Source organism: Nitrosomonas mobilis (genome assembly GCF_900103035.1).
Taxonomy (GTDB): Bacteria; Pseudomonadota; Gammaproteobacteria; order Burkholderiales; family Nitrosomonadaceae; genus Nitrosomonas; species Nitrosomonas mobilis.
This window is the reverse complement of sequence record NZ_FMWO01000042.1, coordinates 20637-44219: the sequence shown is the minus strand read 5'-3', so window position 1 is coordinate 44219 and position 23583 is coordinate 20637. Positions and strand designations below refer to the sequence as shown.

At 48.0% G+C, this 23583-nt stretch carries 21 protein-coding genes; 11 read left to right on the top strand and 10 right to left on the bottom strand.

Annotated features, from left to right (window positions below):
- Positions 1-15: 15 nt before the first annotated feature.
- The 5 genes from NSMM_RS05075 to NSMM_RS05055 form a co-directional block, all read right to left on the bottom strand.
- Entirely contained in the window at positions 16-591 is a 576-nt protein-coding gene (locus NSMM_RS05075) for a hypothetical protein (protein ID WP_176753861.1), read from the bottom strand.
- 220 nt (positions 592-811) lie between these two features.
- Positions 812-2074, bottom strand: coding sequence for a methane monooxygenase/ammonia monooxygenase subunit B (locus NSMM_RS05070; protein ID WP_090285232.1), 1263 nt, complete (start codon positions 2072-2074; stop codon positions 812-814).
- Entirely contained in the window at positions 2074-2988 is a 915-nt protein-coding gene (locus tag NSMM_RS05065) for a methane monooxygenase/ammonia monooxygenase subunit A (protein WP_245654688.1), read from the bottom strand. The genes NSMM_RS05070 and NSMM_RS05065 overlap by 1 nt, the downstream gene beginning before the upstream one ends.
- 189 nt (positions 2989-3177) lie before the next feature.
- Positions 3178-3993, bottom strand: a complete 816-nt coding sequence (locus NSMM_RS05060) for a methane monooxygenase/ammonia monooxygenase subunit C (protein ID WP_090285230.1) — start codon at positions 3991-3993, stop codon at positions 3178-3180.
- A gap of 449 nt (positions 3994-4442) precedes the next feature.
- On the bottom strand, positions 4443-6308 hold the full coding sequence (locus tag NSMM_RS05055; RefSeq protein ID WP_090285228.1) for an ABC-F family ATP-binding cassette domain-containing protein: 1866 nt from the start codon (positions 6306-6308) through the stop codon (positions 4443-4445).
- A gap of 192 nt (positions 6309-6500) precedes the next feature.
- Here NSMM_RS05055 and ybgC point away from each other — a divergent pair, with 192 nt between their 5' ends.
- The 9 genes from ybgC (at position 6501) to queC (ending at position 12996) form a co-directional block, all read left to right on the top strand.
- Positions 6501-6911 (top strand): tol-pal system-associated acyl-CoA thioesterase, encoded by a 411-nt coding sequence (gene ybgC, locus NSMM_RS05050; protein ID WP_090285248.1) that lies wholly within the window; start codon positions 6501-6503, stop codon positions 6909-6911.
- A complete protein-coding gene (tolQ, locus tag NSMM_RS05045) occupies positions 6908-7612 on the top strand; it encodes a protein TolQ (RefSeq protein ID WP_090285226.1) in 705 nt (234 codons plus the stop codon). The genes ybgC and tolQ overlap by 4 nt, the downstream gene beginning before the upstream one ends.
- A complete protein-coding gene (gene tolR / locus NSMM_RS05040) occupies positions 7609-8025 on the top strand; it encodes a protein TolR (RefSeq protein ID WP_176753860.1) in 417 nt (138 codons plus the stop codon). The genes tolQ and tolR overlap by 4 nt, the downstream gene beginning before the upstream one ends.
- Before the next feature lie 13 nt (positions 8026-8038).
- Entirely contained in the window at positions 8039-8881 is an 843-nt protein-coding gene (gene tolA / locus NSMM_RS05035; RefSeq protein WP_090285224.1) for a cell envelope integrity protein TolA, read from the top strand.
- Positions 8882-8914: 33 nt separating this feature from the next.
- A complete protein-coding gene (tolB, locus tag NSMM_RS05030) occupies positions 8915-10204 on the top strand; it encodes a Tol-Pal system beta propeller repeat protein TolB (protein ID WP_090285222.1) in 1290 nt (429 codons plus the stop codon).
- A 40-nt stretch (positions 10205-10244) separates the two neighbouring features.
- Positions 10245-10754, top strand: a complete 510-nt coding sequence (gene pal / locus NSMM_RS05025; protein WP_090285220.1) for a peptidoglycan-associated lipoprotein Pal — start codon at positions 10245-10247, stop codon at positions 10752-10754.
- A complete protein-coding gene (gene ybgF / locus NSMM_RS05020) occupies positions 10754-11581 on the top strand; it encodes a tol-pal system protein YbgF (protein ID WP_090285218.1) in 828 nt (275 codons plus the stop codon). Before pal ends, ybgF begins: the two co-directional genes overlap by 1 nt.
- An 85-nt stretch (positions 11582-11666) precedes the next feature.
- Positions 11667-12302, top strand: coding sequence for a 7-carboxy-7-deazaguanine synthase QueE (queE, locus tag NSMM_RS05015; protein ID WP_090285216.1), 636 nt, complete (start codon positions 11667-11669; stop codon positions 12300-12302).
- 16 nt (positions 12303-12318) lie between these two features.
- Complete coding sequence (queC, locus tag NSMM_RS05010; RefSeq protein WP_090285214.1) at positions 12319-12996, top strand: 7-cyano-7-deazaguanine synthase QueC; 678 nt, start codon at positions 12319-12321, stop codon at positions 12994-12996.
- Here the strand turns inward: queC and NSMM_RS05005 are convergent.
- Positions 12984-13355 (bottom strand): dihydroneopterin aldolase, encoded by a 372-nt coding sequence (locus tag NSMM_RS05005; RefSeq protein WP_090285212.1) that lies wholly within the window; start codon positions 13353-13355, stop codon positions 12984-12986. The two genes, queC and NSMM_RS05005, sit on opposite strands and share 13 nt — an antisense overlap.
- Before the next feature lie 70 nt (positions 13356-13425).
- Between NSMM_RS05005 and plsY the strand changes: the two genes are divergently transcribed.
- Positions 13426-14022, top strand: coding sequence for a glycerol-3-phosphate 1-O-acyltransferase PlsY (gene plsY / locus NSMM_RS05000; RefSeq protein WP_090285244.1), 597 nt, complete (start codon positions 13426-13428; stop codon positions 14020-14022).
- Between the two features lie 37 nt (positions 14023-14059).
- Here the strand turns inward: plsY and tsaD are convergent, their stop codons facing one another.
- The gene (gene tsaD / locus NSMM_RS04995) at positions 14060-15079 is read right to left on the bottom strand and encodes a tRNA (adenosine(37)-N6)-threonylcarbamoyltransferase complex transferase subunit TsaD (RefSeq protein WP_090285210.1); all 1020 of its coding nucleotides are present in this window, start codon (positions 15077-15079) and stop codon (positions 14060-14062) included.
- A 688-nt stretch (positions 15080-15767) separates the two neighbouring features.
- Between tsaD and NSMM_RS04990 the strand changes: the two genes are divergently transcribed.
- Positions 15768-17303: a class I SAM-dependent methyltransferase gene (locus tag NSMM_RS04990; RefSeq protein ID WP_090285208.1), complete on the top strand. Its 1536-nt coding sequence runs from the start codon at positions 15768-15770 to the stop codon at positions 17301-17303.
- A 450-nt stretch (positions 17304-17753) separates the two neighbouring features.
- On the opposite strand, the gene NSMM_RS04985 is transcribed toward NSMM_RS04990, so the two are convergent.
- From NSMM_RS04985 to NSMM_RS04975, 3 genes are read right to left on the bottom strand one after another with little or no spacing between them, the layout of a single operon-like run.
- On the bottom strand, positions 17754-20855 hold the full coding sequence (locus tag NSMM_RS04985) for an efflux RND transporter permease subunit (protein ID WP_090285205.1): 3102 nt from the start codon (positions 20853-20855) through the stop codon (positions 17754-17756).
- 3 nt (positions 20856-20858) lie between these two features.
- Positions 20859-22016 carry an efflux RND transporter periplasmic adaptor subunit gene (locus NSMM_RS04980; RefSeq protein ID WP_090285203.1) on the bottom strand — a complete coding sequence of 386 codons (1158 nt, stop codon included), beginning with the start codon at positions 22014-22016 and terminating at the stop codon, positions 20859-20861.
- Complete coding sequence (locus NSMM_RS04975) at positions 22013-23281, bottom strand: TolC family protein (RefSeq protein WP_090285242.1); 1269 nt, start codon at positions 23279-23281, stop codon at positions 22013-22015. The genes NSMM_RS04980 and NSMM_RS04975 overlap by 4 nt, the downstream gene beginning before the upstream one ends.
- Between the last annotated feature and the right edge of the window lie 302 nt (positions 23282-23583).

Below are 23583 nucleotides of genomic sequence, written 5' to 3'. Positions count from 1 at the left end.
ATGGATTTTCATCTATTATCTATTTTTACGGGTACGGAACCATTTGCTGATTCGTCCGGACTGTACCAGTTTAAAGATAAGCCAGGACAACACTAATAGTACTATCGCCGGCCCAACCGCCTGACGCGCCATTTTTGCGTAATCCACCATCTCCACTCGTAACTGGTAGTGGTAATTCAAAGGTGGCACTCCTTCTGCAGTTACCAACAATGAATATAACCCCTGATCCAGTCTTTCCAAACCGTTAATCACACCATTTGGATAATAATCCGCATTCACTTGGGCAATCGTCTCACCTTCCGGAGTCGCTCCGCGATAAACTTTCAGGCTAACCGGCATATTTCTTAGTGCCGGATCAATCAGATCTATCACCAGATACGTCTCCCCCGCGATCGGTATTTCTGTGCAATATTGTCCCGTCTGATCATGCTGCGGTTGATACGCACTCAGATGCACCATATTTTCACCAATTTGACGAACACAGACGTCTTCTTCCAATGGTACCGCTCCATGTGCCTGTACATTACTTGCGCTAACAGCACCAATCAGTCCACAACACACTAAAACTGTTTGTATTGATCGCCTCACCATGGTCAACCCTCCCCAAACTTTTAATTTATTTATGGCGAATCTCTCTCAATCTGTTTGATCGCCACACCCATACTTAACTGCCATTTCATGGATACAACAGTACCTTTGACAGATTTTAGGGTATTTCGTTCTTTGTTTTTTTAATAAAAAAACCGGTACACCTCCTGCCTAACGACAGCGATGTACCGGTTTGTGGCAATTAACTTAACTCTAGTGTTGCTTAGAGTTTGGTGAAGACCGGAATTACAGGACCAGCAATACTGGTGATATGCCGATTTCCTTCTTCATCCCAAGCCATCAACAGTCCACCAAATCGGCTTTCCGGGTCACCCAACAGTGCCATCAGGCGCTGAATTTCCCATAGTGCATCTTTGGCTTCCATTTTCATTTCTCTGGTTTCACCTGGCTGAATCGGTGTTTCGTCATCAAATGACAATCCAATCGCCGTTAATTCACGTGGATAATTTGGATCCAGTGTTTTACGTCCAACAGAGTTAATAAAACGGATACCTGCTGTGGTGAATTCACCGAACTCAATCGCGCTATCGCCGTTGTTGGTTACTTCCATTGAAACGCGCAACGCACGACCTGGTACGTCATAGTTGGCATCCGTTATAGTAATGGCAACCGGATTAGGCGCTACCGGTAATGGCGCAACCTTGGATTCGCCCGCTTGAATCGGCACAGTGTAGGGGTGTTTGTTTTCCGTGTAGCGATAACCACCCCATACCAAACCTAGCGTCACCACGACCATCACCCATGCAATCTTGGTATCCACCGGATCACGCAACAGGTCATCACCATATGCCAGCAATACCCGGCTACGCGGGAGGAACATAGGACGAATAGTAAATACACCAATCCAGAAAACACCCAATGATATCCATAATACGTGCCAGAAGAGGCCGTTGGTATGGTTGAATGTTTCCGAATCAATGGTTTCACCCGTCAGCAATTTGAGTGGATTGGTAAAATCATCCCAACTTCCCGTGATGTTCATCCATGCACCTGGTCCAGCAATTGGGCCCGCTCCTTCTACATTCAACATGGAATGGACATGATGGCGACCAGGAATACGTGCTCTCAGATTAACTTCGAACTCATAGTCACGTCCAATTTGCAACGGTCCAGAAATGAACCATGGGTGCCCATTAAGTTTGGTGCTAAGCCGAACAAAAACTGGACTCGGGCTACCTACGTTCAGAAATGCACGCTCCGGTTTGGAAGCAGCCCGTGGCCAGTCTGCAGCCAAATGAAATTTACCTTCTATTCTCGCATGCTCATTTACCTTGACGGTTTCCGGACTCCATTTGACATCGTACCATTGCACCGTACGCATCCTCAGGAATGGCTCTTGTGAACGCTCACCATGTGCCGCTACTGTTGAGACGTCGAGTGCCACAGTCATGGTCAGTGCAGCTACCGCATAGGCCGCACCGTAAAGCCCCATTACGCTATGCTTGTATAGTTTTTTGATATTCATTATTTGATCCTCTCTGGAAAGCCTTCTTCACCAAATGCAGTCACGTCTTCTCTATGTACAATACGACCTCTTTTACCTTTGACATAGAAGAAAGCTGTGCAATAGACTTTACCCAGATACCACCACACCAAAAATACCAGCATAGAGACAAACGATGCAAAAAATGCCGCAATTACTGTGGTATGACCACCAAAGGTACGTAATGACCCTTTCTCAATCAAGCGAGTGTATTCTGGCGTACCTGTGCGAATGTACAGGTGACCCATATAATCGGCCATCGACAATAAGTGCCCTTCTACTACAATCGGCAAGTGCGTAGGTCCAAATATTGTCCAGTTGCCCGGATAGAACAATAAACCAAAAAATGCACCACCAAGTAGCGCCGTAATCAAGAAATTACGTGTCAAATACAAGGTCAGATCCAGCATCAACGCACCTGGTAGCATGATGCCCGGTGTGACAAAGTTGATTGGGTAATGTGACCACCAGTAAAAACCCCAATAGCGAGTCAGCCATTCACCAAGCAACAGGCATATTACACAGAGAGTCGCGCCAAAAGGCTGACGGTAATTCACCCACAGGTAATACATGATGGCCGAACAGTAGGTAATACCCACAATAGGGGTTAATACCGGCCACCATTGACGATCCTTCCAATCCAGCCAAAAATCCCAGTCGCCTGCCAACAGCATGAAATGCATGTGGTAGGTTCCAACCAACAGTACAATCAGAATCGGGAAATACACCGCATCAATCAGCCGCGACATGTGAATCGCTTCCGGCGGCATTTTAGCCGCTTTCAGTATTTCATTCGTTCTGAACACACCAGTCAACAAACCTTCGCCTTTGGTAAGCAACGTCAGCACCATCAATAGCGGTACGATATATATCAGAGCCAGCAAAAACTCATTCATAAACCCCTCCCTTCTTTAGCTTGTAATATTAAGTGTAGCAACATGACGATCCCTCTATCTATATCAATAAAGTACCACTCCCGTGTCCAGCTGGCCTCAATCCCTTGAAACCAGCTGGTCATTTTTTCCTCATACTTTTCCTGGTACCGTGACATCAATCACCCTACCACAGCACAGAAATTTACCAGATTAGGGTACGATCCGGTTGTTGAGGATTTCTTTGCTTTGGTTATTCCAGATAACATCGGTCAAATTGGAATAACGGGTGATAATCTGTGCTGCAATACCACCCTGGAACAAACCAGCCCAACCCAGAATCACGAAGCCCCAGTGCAATGGTGCACTAAACAGTTCTTCCATGAACCAGAAAGCATGGCCCCATTCATTCAAACCAACATTAGGCAGAATCATCAGTGGCCCTGCAATCGCCATCACCAGCGGGAACGATATCCCACGGCTATACAGCGGCAGACGGGTCATTGCATACAGATATGAAGCAATACCACAGACGATGTACATTGGGAATGAACCATAAAATACCACTACATGGCTAGGGGTAAAGCTCGTATCACGAATAATCACTTGATGCCAGGAAGCATCTTGCTCCGTGAAGAAACTACCACCCCAGTACACCCCAAAAATGTACACGCCAATCCACATCAACCAGTAAAAATAACGTTTGATTTCCAGTTTCGGATCAAGGTTATCCAACTGCTCTTTGGTATCGCGCGTTTTCAGAATCCAACCCCAGGTTACCAGGGCAAACAGCGGCATAATGGTCATGTGTACACGCCACAACCCCATCCAGATACGATCAAACTCAGGTTCCATCGAGTCCATGCCGTGCGAATACGCAAAAGTACGCTGATACCATACCCAGAATATCGCTACCGACAGCATGGTGATCATGCCAAATTTGTACCACTTGGAGTCATACCACAACGTCATATCGTAGCCTCTTTCCGAGGTTGACGCTGCGCTGCTCGTTCCCATTGTAGTTGCCATCTCCAGTTCCTCCTATCTAACAACATTTTTGTTAAAAATCGTGATGACCTTGTTACATTTCATCACCTTTCACCACAAAAACCACAATTTTCATGCGGTCTTTGCTCTGTTTGTGACCTTTTGTTTCTGCTTTTGTTCCGGCAAAGTTACATCTTTCACGCCAGATACACCTGAAAGCGTAGTCACCTTCTCATCCTTAGTCAAGTTTTTTTGGCAATTTTCTACAGACCAGTTAAAAATCACCAATGATTCAGCTCACTAGAAAACAAAGGCCAAGTAAATCTTTCTCGACCTATTTTCCATATTTTTCTCTTCACGGTTTTTTATAGCCATTTAGTTAAAATGGTTATACCTATGAATGCCGACTCTATTGTGACAAACGCACAAAAAGTGGCTGGGAAACTGTTTATCATTTCCATTGCAAATGGCCGGCAACACCGGCACTATCTTTATGCTTCTATCCGCATTAGTAGTTCAAGCCATTCTTCTTCTGATTCCTTAATTTTTTCTTCTAAAATACAACGATTTTGATCCAGAGTCTGTATTTCTTTTTGCGTCAAATTGATATATGTCGAGCTATCCATCAAGCAATTATTGATAACATCCAGCTCAGTTTGAAGAGATGCAATTGACATTTCCAGCTTTGCTTGCTTTGTGGCCAGAAATTTTTTACTCGGATTCGGCTTGATTGCTGATAATGAAGATCTGTCTCCCGCCGACATATTAAGTTTTGTCCGCTCTGTTTTTGACATTCGTTTTTTTTCAATCCATTTTTTATATTCTTCCAAATCACCCTCGAACATTTTTGCAGATCCATCCGCAACCAGCCAAAGTTCATCAGCAACTGCTTTAATCAAGCTTCGATCGTGCGATACCAACACCACCGCACCTGGGTATTCTTCCAAAGCAAAAGTCAATAAATCGCGCATTTCCATATCAAGGTGATTGGTCGGCTCATCCAGCAGCAGAATATGTGGTTTCTGGTAAGCAATCAGAGCTAATGCCAGTCGGCTTTTTTCTCCCCCAGAAAAAGTTGCAACGGGTCGATCTTCATCATTTCCCGCTAGACCGAAGCGCCCCAGAAAATTTCTTAATACTAATTCTGTTTCACCAGGAGCAATTTTCTGCATATGCTGCAAAGGGGTTTTATTACCATCCAGATATTCCAACTGATGCTGGGCAAAATAGCCAACACGAATATCGGAATTAATATGTATTTGCCCAATTGTCGGCTTGAGCTCACCGATTAAAAGCTTGATCAGTGTTGACTTGCCCGCACCATTAGGCCCTATCAGCGCCACACGCGCACCTGTGCGCAGAGAAAGGTTGATCTGGTCAAATATCAATTGATCACTATATCCGAAACCAGCACTTTCAGCCTGTATCAACAAATCCGGGCCGCGTTCCGGTGCTTCGATTTTAAATTGATAGTGATCACTCTTGCCGCGAGCAGGAGCAATTCTTACCAAACGCTCCAGAGCCTTAAGCCGACTCTGTGCCTGTTTTGCCTTAGTTGCCTTGGCACGAAATCGCCGCACAAAATCTTCCATGTGTGCGATCTGTTGCTGCTGTTGCTGAAAAGCCTGATCCTGCTGATTTATTCTCTCAACCAACGCACGCTCAAATTTATCGTAGTTGCCACTGTAAGTATCGATTACACCATCCTGCATATAGGCCACCTGATTGATACATGCATTCAGAAATTCACGATCATGCGAAACAACGATCAAACTTCCAGGGTAACGTGCAAGATATTCTTCCAGCCATACAATCGCCTCCAAATCAAGATGATTTGTCGGCTCATCCAGCAGTAGTAGATCGGCACGTCGCATCAGAGCCCTTGCCAAATTGAGCCGCATACGCCATCCGCCGGAAAAACTGCTAACAGGCTGATCCAACTCGACTTGCGAAAAACCCAGGCCATTTAATAGCTGAGCCGCACGTGCTGGCACACCGTAGCCATCAATTTCTTCAAATCGATGCTGAGCGGCAAACCAGTCCACGTCATGCGTATTGCTCTCTAACACAGATTGTAATTGCTGCCATTCCGTATCCCCTTCCAGCGTAAAAGCCAGCGCGGTTTGCGCAGAGCTAACAATCTCCTGCTCGACAAAAGCAAGTGTCTTATTTTTCTGCAACGACACTTCACCCTGGTCTGGCGTAATCTCTCCACGGATTAACCGAAACAAGGTAGATTTACCACATCCATTTCTACCGACCAACCCAACTCGTTGATTCGCAAAAACCTGCAGATTGATTTCACGCAGCAATGGAATGCCACTTTGAAGAAAAGAAAGATTACGAATCGAAAGCATAAAAACCTCATCATTACTGGATCTAATCCAAGTGGTTACAAAAAAATTAACACGAAAACGAGATCATTGTTGGGACAAGGGTCTCGCTGTACAATGACCTCCTATCTTAAAAAATATACTTTAAGTCACTCTCACAAACCATCCGGTTTTTTGTTCGACCAACTCGTCTACTCAGATTTTATATTTTCCGATATGGATACAGCATTCAACTACCCTGTGCGCGTTTATTACCAGGACACCGATACCGGCGGCGTGGTGTATCACGCGACCTACCTGAACTTCATGGAACGCGCCCGATATGAATGGTTGCGTGAACTGGGTTTTGAAGTGGATGGAATGATTCACTCGCATAAAATGATATTTCTGGTTCGCTCACTCAATATTGAATATTTTAAGCCAGCCCTGTTGGACGATCTGCTGCAGGTAACTGTGCAGGTATCTGAAATAGGGCGAAGCCGGATTACCCTGCAACAGAAAGTATTAAGGGAGGATGGCTTATTGGTCAGCGCAACTGTCCACGTGGTATGTGTAGGCGCCGAAACATTAAGACCAATCAGTGTTCCGCTACCACTTCGCCAAAAAATTGAGAAAACATCATCATGAACTCAACTGTTACCAACGATTTATCTTTATTTTACCTGATTAGCAGCGCAAGCTTGCCCGTGCAGCTGGTCATGCTACTTTTGCTCGTGGCTTCCTTTTTTTCCTGGTGGTTTATTTTTCGCAAATTGTTTGCAATACGGCAGGCAACCAGACAAACAGATGAATTCGAAAATGCCTTCTGGCGAGGCGCTGATTTGAATGCGCTCTACCAGCATGCTGCTGGCGGTCGCGAGACTGTGGGCAGCATGGAACGTATTTTTGAAGCAGGGTTTCGCGAATTTACCAAACATCAACCCGGCGTGGAGGCTGGGATCATCATGGACAGCACCCGTGGCGCAATGCGCGCGGTTTATCAACGCGAAATGGATAAGCTAGAATCACATCTGCCATTTCTCGCCACCGTCGGCTCAGTCAGCCCCTATATCGGCCTGTTTGGAACAGTGTGGGGCATCATGAATGCTTTTCGCGAATTATCCAATATCGCACAGGCGACCATTGCACACGTTGCGCCTGGCATTGCCGAGGCGCTGATCGCAACGGCAATGGGACTTTTTGCTGCCATTCCTGCTGTAATCGCCTACAATCGTTATGCCAGCGAAACGAGCCAATTGGCAACGCGCTTTGAGAGCTTTATTGATGAAGTTGCCAATGTACTGCAGCGTCGTATCGCCCAGCCAAGAAATCCTGCGGGGCATTTATGATGCAACGTCGTAACAAACGCCAACTGATGAACGAAATCAATGTAGTACCTTATATTGACGTCATGTTAGTGTTATTGATTATCTTTATGATTACGGCACCACTTATCCATCCAGGCCAGGTTGAACTGCCTGAGATCGGGCAATCTTCTACGCCACCCGTCGAACCACTTGAAGTCAGCATCGACGTTGATGGCGGCCTGACGCTACGTGACCGCGCAGCAAAAGGTGAGGAACAAAAAGTAGATCGCGATCGACTGGTGGAGCTGATCAAACTCAAGCAGCAACAGAATGCAGAGCAACCTGTTGTTATTGCTGCCGACAAACGTGTTCGTTATGAAGAGGTCATTCAGATTATGGATTTGTTACAGCAACAGCAGGTCAGAAGAATCGGCCTGCTGACCCGCCCAAAATAATCAATTGACAAACATGCAAACGGCCATCCAGCCAGATAATCATCATGCAGAACCTGGGAAAGTGCGCGCAGCACTTTTTGCTCTGCTTATTCATCTGGTTTTCTTCGGCTTGCTGATATTTGGTCTGAACTGGAAGAATGAAGCGCCCGAAGCAACTATAGTGGAATTATGGCAAAATTTTGCCGAGACCGAGCCTATCAAAACCACACAGCCGATCAAGCCGACTCCACCTACCCCGCCAGTCGTACAAAAGCCTGAACCAAAGGTTGAACCCAAACCGCAACCTGTGGAATCGAAGTCACCTCGTCAACCTGCTATCACAACTGCCGAGCCTTCCCCACCTTTGCGTAAACCAGCCATTTCACTGAAGGCAATAAAAGAGAAACCTGCACCCAAGCAAACAGCGGAAAAACCGCCTGAGCCTGTTAAAAAAACTGTGCCAGAAACACCATCTGACAAAGATATTCCCCAAAAGCCAGTTGAAAAAAAGATTGCAAATACCCAAGCAACTGAGCAAAAAAAACAGCAGGAACAAGAACGCCTGGCATTAAAAGCAAAGCAGGCTCAAATACTGGATGAAATTGCAAAATACAAGGCGATGATCCAAGCCAAAATTCGCAGCCGGATCGTCATGCCACCTGATCTCCCCGGTAATCCGGTTGTCGAATTTCGTGTCATCCTACTGCCAGGTGGTGATGTATTGAGTGTGGACCTACGTCGCTCAAGTGGCTTTACTGTGTTTGATGATGCCGTAGAAAGAGCAGTGCACCTTGCAAGACCTTTACCTTTGCCACCTGATCCCGCCTTTTTCAGGGAATTCCGCGATTTCAGTCTGACTGTGTATTATCGTGAATAACTTTTCCAAAAGTCTTTTTTGAGAACTTTCACCATGCATTTACGTAATTTGATTTGTATCATATGGATGCTGCTGGTTGGCACCACGACAGGCTTGCATGCCGCGCTAAATATCGAAATATACGGCGGGGGTGGCAGCAAAATTCCGATTGCGCTGGTACCTTTTGCTGCTGAAGCGCAACTCCCGGAACGGGTCTCGGCAGTTGTAGCGGCTGATCTGGAGCGGAGTGGCTTATTCAAGCTGGTTGATACTTTTGGTGCTTCTCCGCATGAACTCGACCAAGTCAACTATGCCGACTGGCAGAATCGGAACGCGGCAGCGCTGGTGATCGGCAGTATCTCAACACAACCAGATGGTCGCCTGGATGTGCGCTTTCGCCTGCTGGACGTTGCCAAACGTATCCAACTCGCGGGTTTTTCATCCATTGTCACAACCGATCAATTACGCGCCCTCTCCCACCGCATCGCCGATGTCATATATGAAACCTTGACGGGCGAGCCCGGGTTTTTTAGTTCCCGTATCGCCTTTGTCAGGAAGCAAGGCGATCAGTATGCGCTCCAGATTTCGGATTACGATGGTCTCAATGCGCGCTCGTTGATCGAGTATAGCGAGCCCATCATTTCTCCTGCCTGGTCGCCCGATGGCAGCAGAATCGCTTACGTTTCTTTTGAAAAAAAGAAACCGGTCGTTTATGTCCAGACGCTGGCCACGCGCGAACGCAAGGCAGTAGCAAATTTCAAGGGAAGCAACAGCGCTCCCGCCTGGTCACCCGATGGGCGCAAACTGGCGGTTGTGCTCTCACAGCAAGGTGGGTCACAGATTTATCTGATCAATGCGGATGGTAGCGGACTGCAACGACTCTCGCAGAGCAGTAGTATCGATACGGAACCCACATTCTCACCGGATGGCCGCTGGATCATCTTTACTTCTGACAGAGGCGGCAGTCCGCAGATCTATCGAATGCCGGCATCCGGGGAAAATACCGGCAGAGCCGAGCGGTTAACTTTTGAAGGTGACTACAATGTTAGTCCGCGTATCAGTCCTGATGGAAAAATGCTGGTTTATATTCGTCGCAATGCCGGCGGATTCAACGTCGCAGTACAAGATATGTCCACCCGCCAAGCGCAGATATTGACTGATTCCAAATTCGACGAGTCCCCAAGTTTTTCCCCAAATAACCGTATGATACTGTACGCATCTGAAATCAACAGGCGTGGTATATTATCGCTCGTTTCAGTAGATGGGCAAGTGAAACAACGGCTTTCTCCAGACATGGACAATATACGCGAACCGGCGTGGGGTCCGTTACCGGGAAAACGATAATTTGTGTAGTAATGACCAATCATTCTTCGAAAGGAAAAAAATGAAACTAATTTTTAGTTTATTTATAGTGCTAGCATTAGCCGCTTGCTCAAGCACCAAGCCAGTGTCCACAACTGATATCAGTGATCGCTCGGACAGCAGGAGTGGGATAAATGGAAATGATGGGCGCTCCAGTTTTGGCATGAATCCACTACAAGACCCCAACAACATCCTGTCACGTCGGAGCGTTTACTACGATTTTGACAGCTATAGCGTCGCCAATGAGTACCGTGACCTGGTATTAGCTCATGCTGCTTATTTACGCGACAACGGTAGTGCACGGGTATTGCTCCAAGGCAATACCGACGAACGAGGGAGCCGTGAATATAATCTTGCACTGGGTCAACGCCGCGCCGACAGCGTCAAAAGTATCATGTTACTATCAGGCGCCAGGGATGAACAGGTTGAATCTGTAAGCCTCGGAGAAGAAAAACCTCGCGCGCTGGGTAATGACGAGTCTTCCTGGGCAGAAAACCGCCGTACCGATATTCTCCATCAGGGAGAATACTGATGCGGTTGCGTGCTTTCCTGCTACTATTATGCTTAGGCAGTAATCTGTGTTTTGCTGGATTATTTGATGATGCCCATGCGCGTGAACAAATAGAAACCATGAAAGCACGCATCGACTTTATTGAAAATACGCTCTCTGGGCAAGCCTTAATCGAGCTGCATACCCAAAGTGAAACAATCAGAATCGAACTAGGTAAATTACGTGGTCAGCTGGAAGAACTTCAGGAAGAAAACCGGGCTTTGCGCCAGCAACAAAAAGATTTCTACCTGGACCTCGATAGCCGTTTACGCGCACTGGAAACCGGCACACCTGGCTCACCTCTGCAAAATCCCGGAAATAGAATCAGTGATACCGCGCCACCCACAGGGTCAACCGATCTTGACAGACCAGTTACAACAGCACCTAACACATTATCCGAACGTAGCGGAAGTCGGCTGCAACCATCTGATGCGGTACAGCGCAGTCGCTATGACACTGCATACGATCTGTTTAAAGATGGCAGCTATGACGCGGCTATCGCCGAATTTGAATCTTTTATAAAACAATACCCTCAGTCCCAACTGGCACCCGCTGCCGCTTACTGGATCGGCAACTCATATTACGCTCAACGTGATTTCGATGAATCCATTGCTGCACAGCAATGGCTAATCGAAACTTATCCTGCCAGTTCTAAAATTCCCGATGCACTCCTTAACATGGCCAGCAGCCAGGCAGAAAAAGGCCAACGCGCTATCGCCCAAAAAACACTCAAGGATCTTATTGCTCGTTATCCTGATAGCGGAGCTGCCCTGAAAGCTAAAGCACGTTACGAATCAATAAAAAAATAATTCTGCCAAGAACACCGACGGCCTGCTGCAAACAAGTCAAGCTAGGTCATTTGGCTGCTAATTTTGTCTGTCCATCCATAACCAAATGCCACGTATTACCGAAATCTTTTACTCACTTCAGGGAGAAACTAGCCGAGTTGGATTGCCAACGGCATTTATCCGTCTGACAGGCTGTCCGTTGCGCTGCGGGTATTGCGATACCAGCTATGCCTTCTCTGGTGGGACATTGATGTCAATCGATAGCGTGATCAATCAGGTCGCCTTATTTTCAACGCATTATGTAACGGTTACAGGCGGCGAACCACTTGCCCAGGTTGATTGCCTGCCCCTGCTGGCGTCACTCTGCGATCTCGGTTATTCCGTTTCACTCGAAACCAGTGGTGCGATCGATATATCCCCAGTAGACACGCGCGTCTCCCGCATTGTTGATATCAAAACACCTGGCTCTGGCGAAGTTGAAAGAAATAACTGGAAAAACCTGGAATATCTAACCGCGCAGGATGAATTAAAATTTGTACTATGTGATGAAAATGATTACCACTGGGCCAAACAGGTGATGCACGATCGCAAGCTTGATCAAATTTGCCCAATTTTATTCTCGCCTGTTTTCCAGCAACTTGATCCAACCGCCCTGGCTACCTGGATTTTGCAGGATAAACTACCTGTCCGCCTACAGCTGCAGTTGCACAAACTGATCTGGGGTGAGTGCGCGGGCAAATAAAACTGATGCGTTCTGTATGAAAAAAGCAGTTGTACTGTTGTCTGGTGGCATGGATTCAGCGACCACTCTGGCTATCGCGCACCAGGCGGGTTTTCTCTGTTATGCATTGAGTATAGATTACGGTCAGCGCCACCACTCTGAATTACAGGCTGCTGCAAATATTGGTAATCTGATTCAGGTAGCAAGCCATCAATTCATCAAACTAGATTTGACTACCCTCGCCTCCAGCGCGCTAACTGATCCCTCAACTACTCTCCCTACGAAAGAAGAACCGGGTGAAATTCCGATCACTTATGTGCCAGCCCGCAATACCATTATGCTGTCACTTGCCCTGGCATGGGCAGAAGTACTGCAGAGTTATGATATTTTTATCGGTGTGACTGCGGTTGATTACTCTGGCTATCCCGATTGTCGGCCAGATTATATTGCTGCGTTTCAGAAAATGACCAATCTCGCGACAAAAGCCGGCAGAGAAGGTAAATATTTTCAAATTCATGCTCCCTTAATAAACTGCTCAAAAGCCGCTATTATTCGGAAAGGTATTACTCTTGGGCTGGATTACAGCCTGACGGTTTCCTGTTACCAAGCTGACGAATCCGGACATGCCTGCGGACACTGCAACGCCTGCCGCATACGCCATGCCGGTTTCATCGCAGCAGGTATTGCCGATCCAACCCGCTATCAGGAAAAGTGAGGTTGCCCTCGTTTGCCCCGCTCAATGGTTATACCCAGCTTTCGAACGCCATCCAACACATCCAGTTTAGCTGCGTTCACTTTCACCCATGGCGACTGAAATTCTGTCAGAATCATCTGCGCAATATTTTCTGTCAATGTTTCCAGTAAAGAAAAATGTTGCTCAGCGAGCATGGCACGAATACGCTCCACAATTTGTGCGTAATCCAGCGTGTCTTCAATCTGATCCGTCAGATAGTCATGTTTTGATGGTAAGCCGATTTCGAGATTCAGCTCAATCGTCTGAGGGATTTTTTTCTCCCAGGGATAAATGCCAATCAAGGTTTTGATTCTGAATGCTTCAAGAAAAATAATATCCATTTAAGGTGTAATCAAAGTGACAAATAAGAGTGATGATGTCAGATTTTAATCTATTGAAGAAAAGATGAGCATCTTGACAGTGCTGTTGATTCTGGCTGCTTACATACTCGGATCCATACCTTTCGCCGTCGTGGCGAGCTGGGTATTTAAACTACCCGATCCGCGCAGTTATGGTTCCGGTAATCCAGGGGCGACGAACGTCTTACGTACTGGAAAAAAAGGGGCTGCAATTCTGACTCTGTTGGGTGATGCGGGCAAGGGGTGGCTGGCTATTGTGCTCGCCCGTCATTTTACAGCGCCCGATGGAGAAAGCACCATTTTGATTGCCGGAATGATGCTGGCTGTTTTTATAGGTCACCTGTATCCAATTTTCCTGAAGTTTCACGGAGGCAAAGGCGTCGCGACTGCTGCGGGTGTGTTGCTGGGTTTGACTCCATGGCTAGGTGCACTCACTATGCTAACTTGGATAATTGTTGCATTTTTATCACGAATTTCATCACTGGCTGCTCTGTCATCGGCGTTATTGGCGCCATTTTATACACACTGGCTATTACAGGACAATATTCTGACTTCAACCGTACTGATTATTTCAGTTCTAATGATGACGCGCCATCGGTCCAATATTACCAACCTGCTTGCAGGCAAGGAAACACGTATTGGAAAGTAAGAAATAATTACAGCCCAGTAGTCTGGCGCCACCAGTATCATTCCATTATTTCGTCTAATGGCCAGCGAGCCTTAACGCTAAAGCTACCGTTACACTTGGGTAACGATTGCGCATATTGCAAGCGCAATGCTCCGGCAAGTGCAATCATGGCTCCATTATCGGTACAAAATACTAATTCTGGAAAAAAAACCGTGGTGCCATCTGCTTGTATCCGCTGTAAAAGCTTCTGCCGTAATCGTGCATTGGCACCCACACCACCAGCCACAACTAAGCGTTGCAGCCCCGTCATTGTTAACGACGCCGCCGATTTTGTTACTAAGACATCCGTCACTGCTTCTTCAAAAGCCAATGCGATATCAGCATAACTCTCACTATCTTCCTTATGCTGCTCGATCAGTAACGCGACCGCCGTCTTCAATCCACTGAAACTGAAATTTAGATCCCCACTGTGCAACATTGGGCGTGGCAGTCTGAATTTTCCTGGTTGCCCTGTCCGCGCTATTTCTTCCAATCTCTGGCCACCTGGATAACCCAATCCCAATAGCTTTGCCGTTTTGTCAAAAGCCTCCCCTGCGGCATCATCTACTGTTTCTCCCAGCAATTGATAACGCCCAACACCCTCTACCAGCATCAGTTGAGTATGTCCGCCAGACACCAGCAAAGCCACGAAAGGAAAGGTCGGTGCTGGCCGGGATAGTAGTGGCGACAAAAGATGACCTTCAAGATGATGCACAGCAAGTGCCGGAATTCCCAGCGCATACGCCAGCGACGCACCTATACTCGCACCGGTCAATAACGCCCCGGCTAGACCCGGGCCTTGCGTATATGCTATGGCACTGATCGCTTTCAAAGATATTTGGGTCTGCCCAAGTAACGTCTTAATGAGCGGCAGCACCCGGCGAATATGATCACGGGAAGCGAGTTCCGGTACCACACCACCATATTCGCTATGTAAACTGATCTGAGAATGAAGCACATGTCCTAATAGACCATGTTCAACATGATAAAGTGCGACCCCGGTTTCATCACAGGATGTTTCCAATCCGAGAACGATCATACTGAATAGGCCTTACATTTCACAAATGGTTGTTCTTGCTTGACAAGGGTAATCATTTTACTTTTCAGTAATTTATCTTAGCATATGCTTTTTAGACATCCAGCTTCAAAAAATCGCCGTTAATCGAATAGATGGTACACAGAAAAACCACAATTTTTTAATGGATTATTTGAAAAATAGATATTAGCACGCGACAGCTGGTCAAGCGTTATCAGCGGAAAGGTCTTTCTGAATTGATCAGCAAGAAACGTGACTACACCTCGAATTACCGTCACCGAACTGATTAGCGCACATTCCTATGGCTTTGGTCCAGCACTACGAGCTTGCAAGGGGCTGACCAGGCTGCTCGGTACGGCTTCATGATGCATAACCGCATATATTCTATGGTAGCATGTTGCACAGTTTTATCGACTGAACGCATTGGAATCAGCCTTGTATCGGCATATCCCGACAAACTTCATCATGATGCTCCTCGCCTCAGAGCTTCACAAATTTAAAACAATATTAACCAACCCGCAGCATAAACAATTCAGGGCATTTCTAAAAACTCATCCTTCGTTACTCACAAAAAATGTTTCCTTACATATCAATTATATGCTGCGTCAACATTTTTTACCCGCGCCTAGTCTTACTTAGAACGCCGCATTTTTAGAGGTAGTGCCCACCATTTAACCAAGGAATCAGGATCATGACTGACTGGACTGACGGCTATGTGGCCGATATCACTTATACCCACGGATACTATTCAGAACTCAATCCCTTACGCATGCGCCTGGCGCTACTTTATGCCGGTATACGGCCACCAACTGTTGATACTGCTTGTGAGCTGGGTTTTGGCCAGGGTATGAGCATCAATCTCCATGCCGCCACTTCTGCTACTCAGTGGCATGGTACTGATTTCAATCCCTCACAGGCAGGTTTTGCACAAGAACTGGCACAAGCGTCCGGGTCGAATGCGCATCTTTTTGATGAAGCATTTGCTGATTTTTGTGCACGCAGCAATCTGCCGGACTTTGATTTCATTGGTCTACATGGTATCTGGAGCTGGATTTCTGATGACAACCGACAATCCATCGTTGATTTCATTCGCCGCCGGCTTAAAGTGGGCGGCGTACTCTACGTCAGCTACAACACGCAACCCGGCTGGGCGGCGATGGTACCTTTGCGCGAGCTGCTGGCCAGGCATACCGAAGTACTCGGCATGAAGGGGCAGGAAATTTCGCAACGTATCGACACGGCACTGGATTTTTCCGGAAAGCTGTTTGATGCCAATCCAGCTTTTGCTCGTGCCAACCCTCAAGTGGCGGAGCGATTGAAGAAAATCCGGGAACAGAATCGTCACTACCTTGCACACGAATATTTCAATCGCGACTGGCACCCAATGAGTTTTGCCCGTATGGGCGAGTGGCTCGCACCGGCAAAGATCGATTATGCGTGTTCCGCAAATTATCTCGATCATATCGATGTACTGAATCTCACCGCTCAACAGCAGACGCTACTTAAGGATATTCCTCACCCCATGTTTCGCCAATTGGTGCGGGATTTCTGTATCAATCAACAGTTCCGACGCGATTTCTGGGTCAAAGGCGCGCGCCCGCTGAACACGCTTGAGCAAGCCGAGCTGTTACGCACCGAACGCTGTGTGCTGGCACAACCACGTGCGCAGGTGAGTCTTAGAGCAAATGGTAATCTGGGCGAAGCAACGCTACAGGAGGCAATTTATGCGCCTGTACTGGATGCGCTCGCCGACCATCAGCCGCGAACCTTAACTGAACTGGAACAGGCCGTTAAACGGCAGAGCATTACCTTTGCACAGTTGCTGCAGGCGGTCATCGTACTGTCTGGTAACGGTGCACTCGCGCCAGCGCAGAATGAAGCGGCCATCGCGCAGGCAAAAGAAACCAGCAAGCGTCTCAATCTGTACCTGATGACAAAAGCGCGCAGCAGTAATGAGGCTTCCTATCTTGCCAGCCCCGTCACCGGCGGGGGCATGACTGTGCCGCGCTTTCATCAACTGTTTATGCTCGCTGCTTCTCAAGGGCACAAAACACCACAGGACTGGGCGCAATATGTCTGGCATCTACTCACCCTACAGGGACAGCGCATCGTCAAGAAAGACAAAACTTTGGATACTCCAGAAGACAATCTTGCTGAACTGAGTGCACAGGCACAAACCTTTGCAGACCATGACTTGCCAATACTTAAGGCACTTCAGGTGGCTTGAGCAGGTTTCCGATAAATGCAAAACTGTGAAGATTCGAGCTGATCATAATCAACTAATATGAAGGCCGACATTACAAATAAAATTGGATATGGCTATATCTACTTCAACAACCGACCGTAGTCACGCTGGCCGTGGATGGTATCGTTATTGACCAGTATGCCTAATCAGCGCAGAACGAGGCTACGCGCAGATCAGCATATCTTTAGTTCACCGACTCGGATTAACCTGGCGGACAAACCTATCCACTCCTGGAGAGAAAACCTTTCGGTCATTTCTGTCGATACAAATGGGAGAGTCTATGTGCTCTACTTTGCCGATGATCAGAAACGAGCATCAGCTTCTTCAGTCAATCGGTGCTAAATCCCATCTAAGGGCACCCTAATGTATTCGTTTTTTGTATTCTGGCAGCAATCATGAGAAACCTCTACCACCTAACTGCCAGTCAGCCCGCTACGCCGAGGAATGTTCACCGGGAGGCTCATCATCAAACCAGCGATACAGCACAGGCAGGACAACCAGCGTCAGCAACGTTGAGGTAATCAGTCCACCGATCACCACAATAGCAAGCGGCTTTTGCACTTCCGAACCAGGGCCGGTCGCGAAAAGGAACGGTGCCAATCCAAGCATCGCGACAGTTGCAGTCATCAATACGGGGCGGAAGCGCTGCTCGCAACCCTTGATAACAGCATCCCTCACACTTACCCCTTCCTCACGTAGCTTGCGGATATAAGAAATCAGTACGACACCGTTCAGAACAGCGATTCCCCATAACGCAATAAATCCTACCGATGCCGGCACCGACAAATATTCTCCGGTAAAAAACAGCGCGACCACTCCGCCAATCGACGCAAACGGCAAAACCAGAATGATCAGTGCCGCCAGTTTGATGGAATTAAACAACAGAAATAACAGAAAGAAAATGGCCGCGATTGTAATCGGAACAATTACCGACAGCGTTTCCATAGCACGCTCCATGTTTTCAAACTGACCACCCCACTCAAAGAAATATCTGGAAGGCAATACCACTTCCTCAGCAATACGCTCCTGAATTTCAGCGACAAATCCACCTAAATCGCGTCCTTCAACGTTTGCACCAACTACGACGCGACGCTTGGCACTCTCACGCGAAACTTGCGCTGGCCCATCCACAATCTTGATCTTTGCCACCGAGTGCAACGGAACCCTGACACCATCGTGTGCAGTCAACAACAGATTACGAATTTCCCTGATACTGTCTCGGAAATTTTCCGGAAAGCGCACTACGATATCAAAGCGGCGTTCGCCTTCGTATAGGCTGGTTACGCTACGGCCACCAATTGCAGTTTCAATCAGTTCATTGACATCGGCGACATTGATGCCATTGCGCGCGATCGCATTACGATCGATATCAATCGTCAACGATTGTTGCCCGGACAGGCGTTCGATGCGAATATCACGTGCTCCGGGTACATTGCGCAGAATACGGGCGATTTGTTCTGATAGTGCTCGCAGATCTTTCAGATCGTCCCCGAAGATCTTGACCGCAATTTGTGAGCGTACACCTGTAACCATTTCATCAACCCGTTCCGCAATCGGCTGCGACAACACAATATTGACGCCTGGCAGTACTTCGAGAATTTCTCGTATGTCCTCATCCACTTCATCCTGGGTTCGCCCAGAATCCGGATCGAGGACAACAATGGGGTCAGATTCATTCTGTCCAGCAGGATCGGCGGGAGATTCACCCCGCCCCAGTTTAGATACCACACTTTTAACACCGGGCACCTGTGATACCATTTTCATCGCTTCCATTTCCATCGCGATAGCTTCACCCAGCGAGATCGAAGCAACACGATTAATCTGTGGAGTAAGCGCGCCTTCCTGCAAAATAGGAATGAAGGATTTACCAAGAAATGGAAAAAGTGAAAAAGAGGCCAACAGTAATATCAGCGAAGTGACAATTGTAATTCTGCGGTTGGCCAGCGCTTTATTAAGTAAAAACTTATAAGCAAACCTCAGTCTGGCAATGATACGGGTATCGTGATCTGCGCCACCTTTCAGAAAAAATACACACAACACCGGAGATAATGACAGCGACACAATCAGTGAAACGGCCAAAGCGATGGCAATCGTATAGGCAAGCGGGCTGAATAGCTTACCTTCCATTCCCTGCAAGGTCATCAGAGGCAGGAAAACCAGAATGATGATGCAAATCCCAAAGATTACCGGTACGCCCACCTCACTCACTGCGTTAACGATTATACTCAGGCGCGTATCCTTGGCGTCGGCGCTGTGCCCCAGACGATGAAAAACGTTCTCAACCACCACCACGGTGGAATCCACCATCAGGCCGATCGCGATCGCCAGCCCGCCTAATGACATAAGGTTGGCAGAAATACCCTGCTGATTCATCACCATGAAAGTGATCAATGGCGTGATAACAAGCGTTGCCACCACGATCAGACTGGAGCGGACATCCCCCAGAAATATAAACAGAATGACAATAACCAGAAAAATACCTTCTATCAATACCTTCGTCACTGTCCACAATGCAGCATCGACCAGATCGGTACGATCATAATAAGGCACAATCTGCAAACCATCCGGCAATAAGCCACGCGCATTGATGTCCGCCACACGTTCCTTGACACGCCCGACAATTTCCTTGGCGTTGCCGCCTCTGACCATTAGCACGATACCGGAAGCCGATTCCGTATAGCCGCCTTTGATAATCGCGCCTGCCCGAACTTCCGTGCCAAGTTTTACTTCAGCCACATCGCGCACAAATACTGGCACACCGTTTTCTTCAGCGAGTACGATATTGGCGATATCCTCCAAGGTACGAATCAGCCCTACCCCCCTTACCAGATACTGCTCAGCAGCCAGGGGCAATATTCCTCCGCTGGAATTGGCATTATTACCAGCAATGGCGCGCTCGACCTGTTTAAGCGTTAAATTATAATGGCGCAATTTATTGGGATCAGTCAGGACATGGAATTGCTTGACATAGCCGCCCTGCGAGTTTATTTCGGCCACACCCGGGATCGAGCGCAACAGTGGCCGAACCACCCAGTCCTGAACTATACGGCGCTCAGTCAGTTCTTCAACCGTCAACGCGCGTTCGCCATCATCTGGATGATCGATCGTATACTGGTAAACCTCCCCCAATCCTGTCGAGACTGGACCAAGCACAGGCGTAATACCGGGCGGCATTCTGGTGGAAACTTCCAGCAATCGTTCCATCACCAGTTGGCGGGCAAAGTAAACATCTGTTGCGTCAGTAAAGACCAGCGTGATGATTGATAAACCGCTTTTATTCAAGGAGCGCATCTCTTCCAGCCCGGGTAGGCCGGTCATCGAGATTTCAAGCGGAACCGTTACCAGACGCTCAATTTCTTCGGGGCTACGGCCAATCGCTTCGGTGGCAATCTGTACCTGAATATTGGTCACATCGGGAAAGGCGTCCACAGAGAGCTTCTGGGAAGCTTGAAAACCAAATCCAACAAAAATCAATGCCACCACCACCACTACCAGGCGTTGTTTCAGCATTGCCCGCACGAAAGTAGTAATCATTTTCTACTCCAGCTCGGTGCGTTTACGCTCATTATTGAGATGAAACGCTCCTTCGATCACGATACGTTGACCTGCCGTCACTCCGGAAAGTACTGGCCGCAGACGATTGACGGCCGAACCCAGCTCCACCGGTACCAGCGTATAAGTGTTGTCACCCTGTTCGACAAACACATGGTCCTGATTATTCTCACGAACAACGGCATCATCAGGAATAACCAGGTGCTCATGTGACTGCTCGGTAATATGTACCGTCGCAAGCATATCCGGCTTCAGTTTGCGCAACGAATTATCCACCTCAGTCCGCACCATCACTGTACGGGTCAGTGGATTCACTATATCTGCCACAGCTATGATTACGCCAGTAAAGCTTTCATTTCCCAGCGCCGGCACCAGGATTTCAACATTCTGACCTCGCCTGACAAACCGGGCGACTTGTTCTGGTACATCTCCTACCACCCAGACAACTGACAAATCAGCCAGGGTAAACAGCAAATCCGAAGGTTGAACCACTTGTCCCTGGGCAACATTACGCTCAATAACGATGCCACTTCTGGGTGCTTTGATTTCGATAGAAGGTAAAATACGTCCATGTCGGACCAAGTCGAGCATGGCGCCGTTATCCACCCCCAGCAAGCGGAGTTGATCCTTCGCAGCGCTCAGGTCTGCCCGGGCAATTTGTGCTTCGGACTCACGCCGTTGCAATTCAGCCGCACTGATGACATCACCGGCAAACAGCAACCTGGCACGCTTCGCAGCCTGATCGGCGAGTGTTGCCAATGAATTTGCGCGCAAGAAGGACAGTTGCGCCTGTGTCAGCTCCGGGCTGGCAATACGTGCCAGTTTCGCGCCCGCTTCGACACTATCACCAAGCTGAACATAAATCTCAACAATACGGCCGGTAATACTGGCACCCACACGCACTACACGCTGCTCATGCACCTTGATTTGCCCTGGCACATGCAATTGCTCGGCTATATCAGCAACGAACGGTTCCCCGATTTTGACCCGCTGTGCCATCTCCCCCTTGAGGATAACCTCGTTATGCCCGGATGATGTTTGCGCATCCTTGTTATCAACTTCTTCAGGAACTGACTGCTGACAGCCCACGATCAGCATGATCAGAAAAATGCAGGGAGCTAAGGTTATTTTGTTCACGTTCATTCGATATATTGGTCTTGTGGATAATGGGCACGTAATCGGTCGATTTCCGCTGCAGCCGCCTGCAATTCAAATTGGGCCTGTAGTAATTCCGAGCGCGTATTGCGCAACACCCGCTGGGTATCGAGCACTTCCATGAATCCTCGTTCCCCAAGACGAAAAGCGGTTTCTGCCACACGCAAGGCAGCCTCTGCCTCGCGGACGATTCCGCCCTCGAACATCTCCACCCGACGCCGGGCGATTTCCATCGACTGCCAAGCCGATTCAAGTAACCGCACGATTTCGTAGCGCCGATAATCGAGTGTTTCACGTAAGCGCGCCGCATCAAATACCGCTGCATCAATCTCGCCACGGCGTCGATAAAATAGAGGAATTTTGACACTCAATCCGGCAGTATTGGAAGTAAATTGCCGGTCCTGATAATTGCTGTACAGAATATTTACCGAAGGCAACACGGCAGCCTTTTCCTGATCGATCCGCAAATTTGCCCGGGCCTGCTCGGCCTCGAGACGCACAATATCCGGATTGCTCACTGGCAACTCCGCGCGTAATTCCTCCAATGAAGGTAAATCGACGGGATCCCCTAATCTAGCCACAACATCGAAAGTCGGTGGCAATGTCCCTGCGGTCAGCTGCAGCAGTGCAATACGTGAGCGCTCGACGTCCAACAGTGTCGCCTGTTTTCGGTTGGCTGCGGTCATGACCTCGGTATCCGCACGGATCAATTCGAAACGGGCGACCTCCCCGACTTCCACACTCAAACTGATGCGGCGGCGTATCGCTTCCATCAGGTCATAAATATCTGACTCGATCTCCGCCTGCCCTTTGCGCAGCAAATACTCATAAACAGTCACACGCAATCTGGCAGTCAAGTCCGCGCGTGCCTGATCGAGACTGGCACGGCTTGCTTCAACGCCAGCCTCCGCCCCGTCAATACGTGCATTACGTAATAATGGATTTTCCAGAGGCTGGCTCACAGTCACTTGGCGCTGCATCGAAGCGGGTCCGGTATCGATCTCCGGCAAGCGTGGGCTATCCGGCCCTGCCATAAAGCTTACTTCTGGATTGGGAAAAGCGGCTGCACTGACCACTTCTGACTTGGCTATCTCCACCTGAGTGCGTGCTGCTTGCAGCAGGCCATTAGCCTGTAAGCCGAGGCGCTGAATATCCTCTATGGTATATAGGTTGCTCGCTGCAGTAACCACGCCAGAGAAAAACAACCCTGCTGCGAAACTACCCAGGAAATGTCCTACAAATTTTTTTTGCATCGAAATTACAGTAGTATTGTACTGAATGGCCAGCATCCTAGCTATTCAGGACACTGACAGTGGCAGCTTTTGATTGCAATTAATTACTTTTGTCGCCTAAGTATACCGTTTTTCAGTTTTTGGTATAACGCGATTTCAATTTTCAATTAACAAAGTACTCCTTGACTCTACAGTTCTCTCATCTTTTGACACGAAATCCGGCTTTCAGTAAAGTCGCTGAAGTTGTGCATAAATCTATTCTCATTCACCTCCTCGCAAACACACCTCATCATACACAATCTCCTCACGAAACTTCCCTGGAT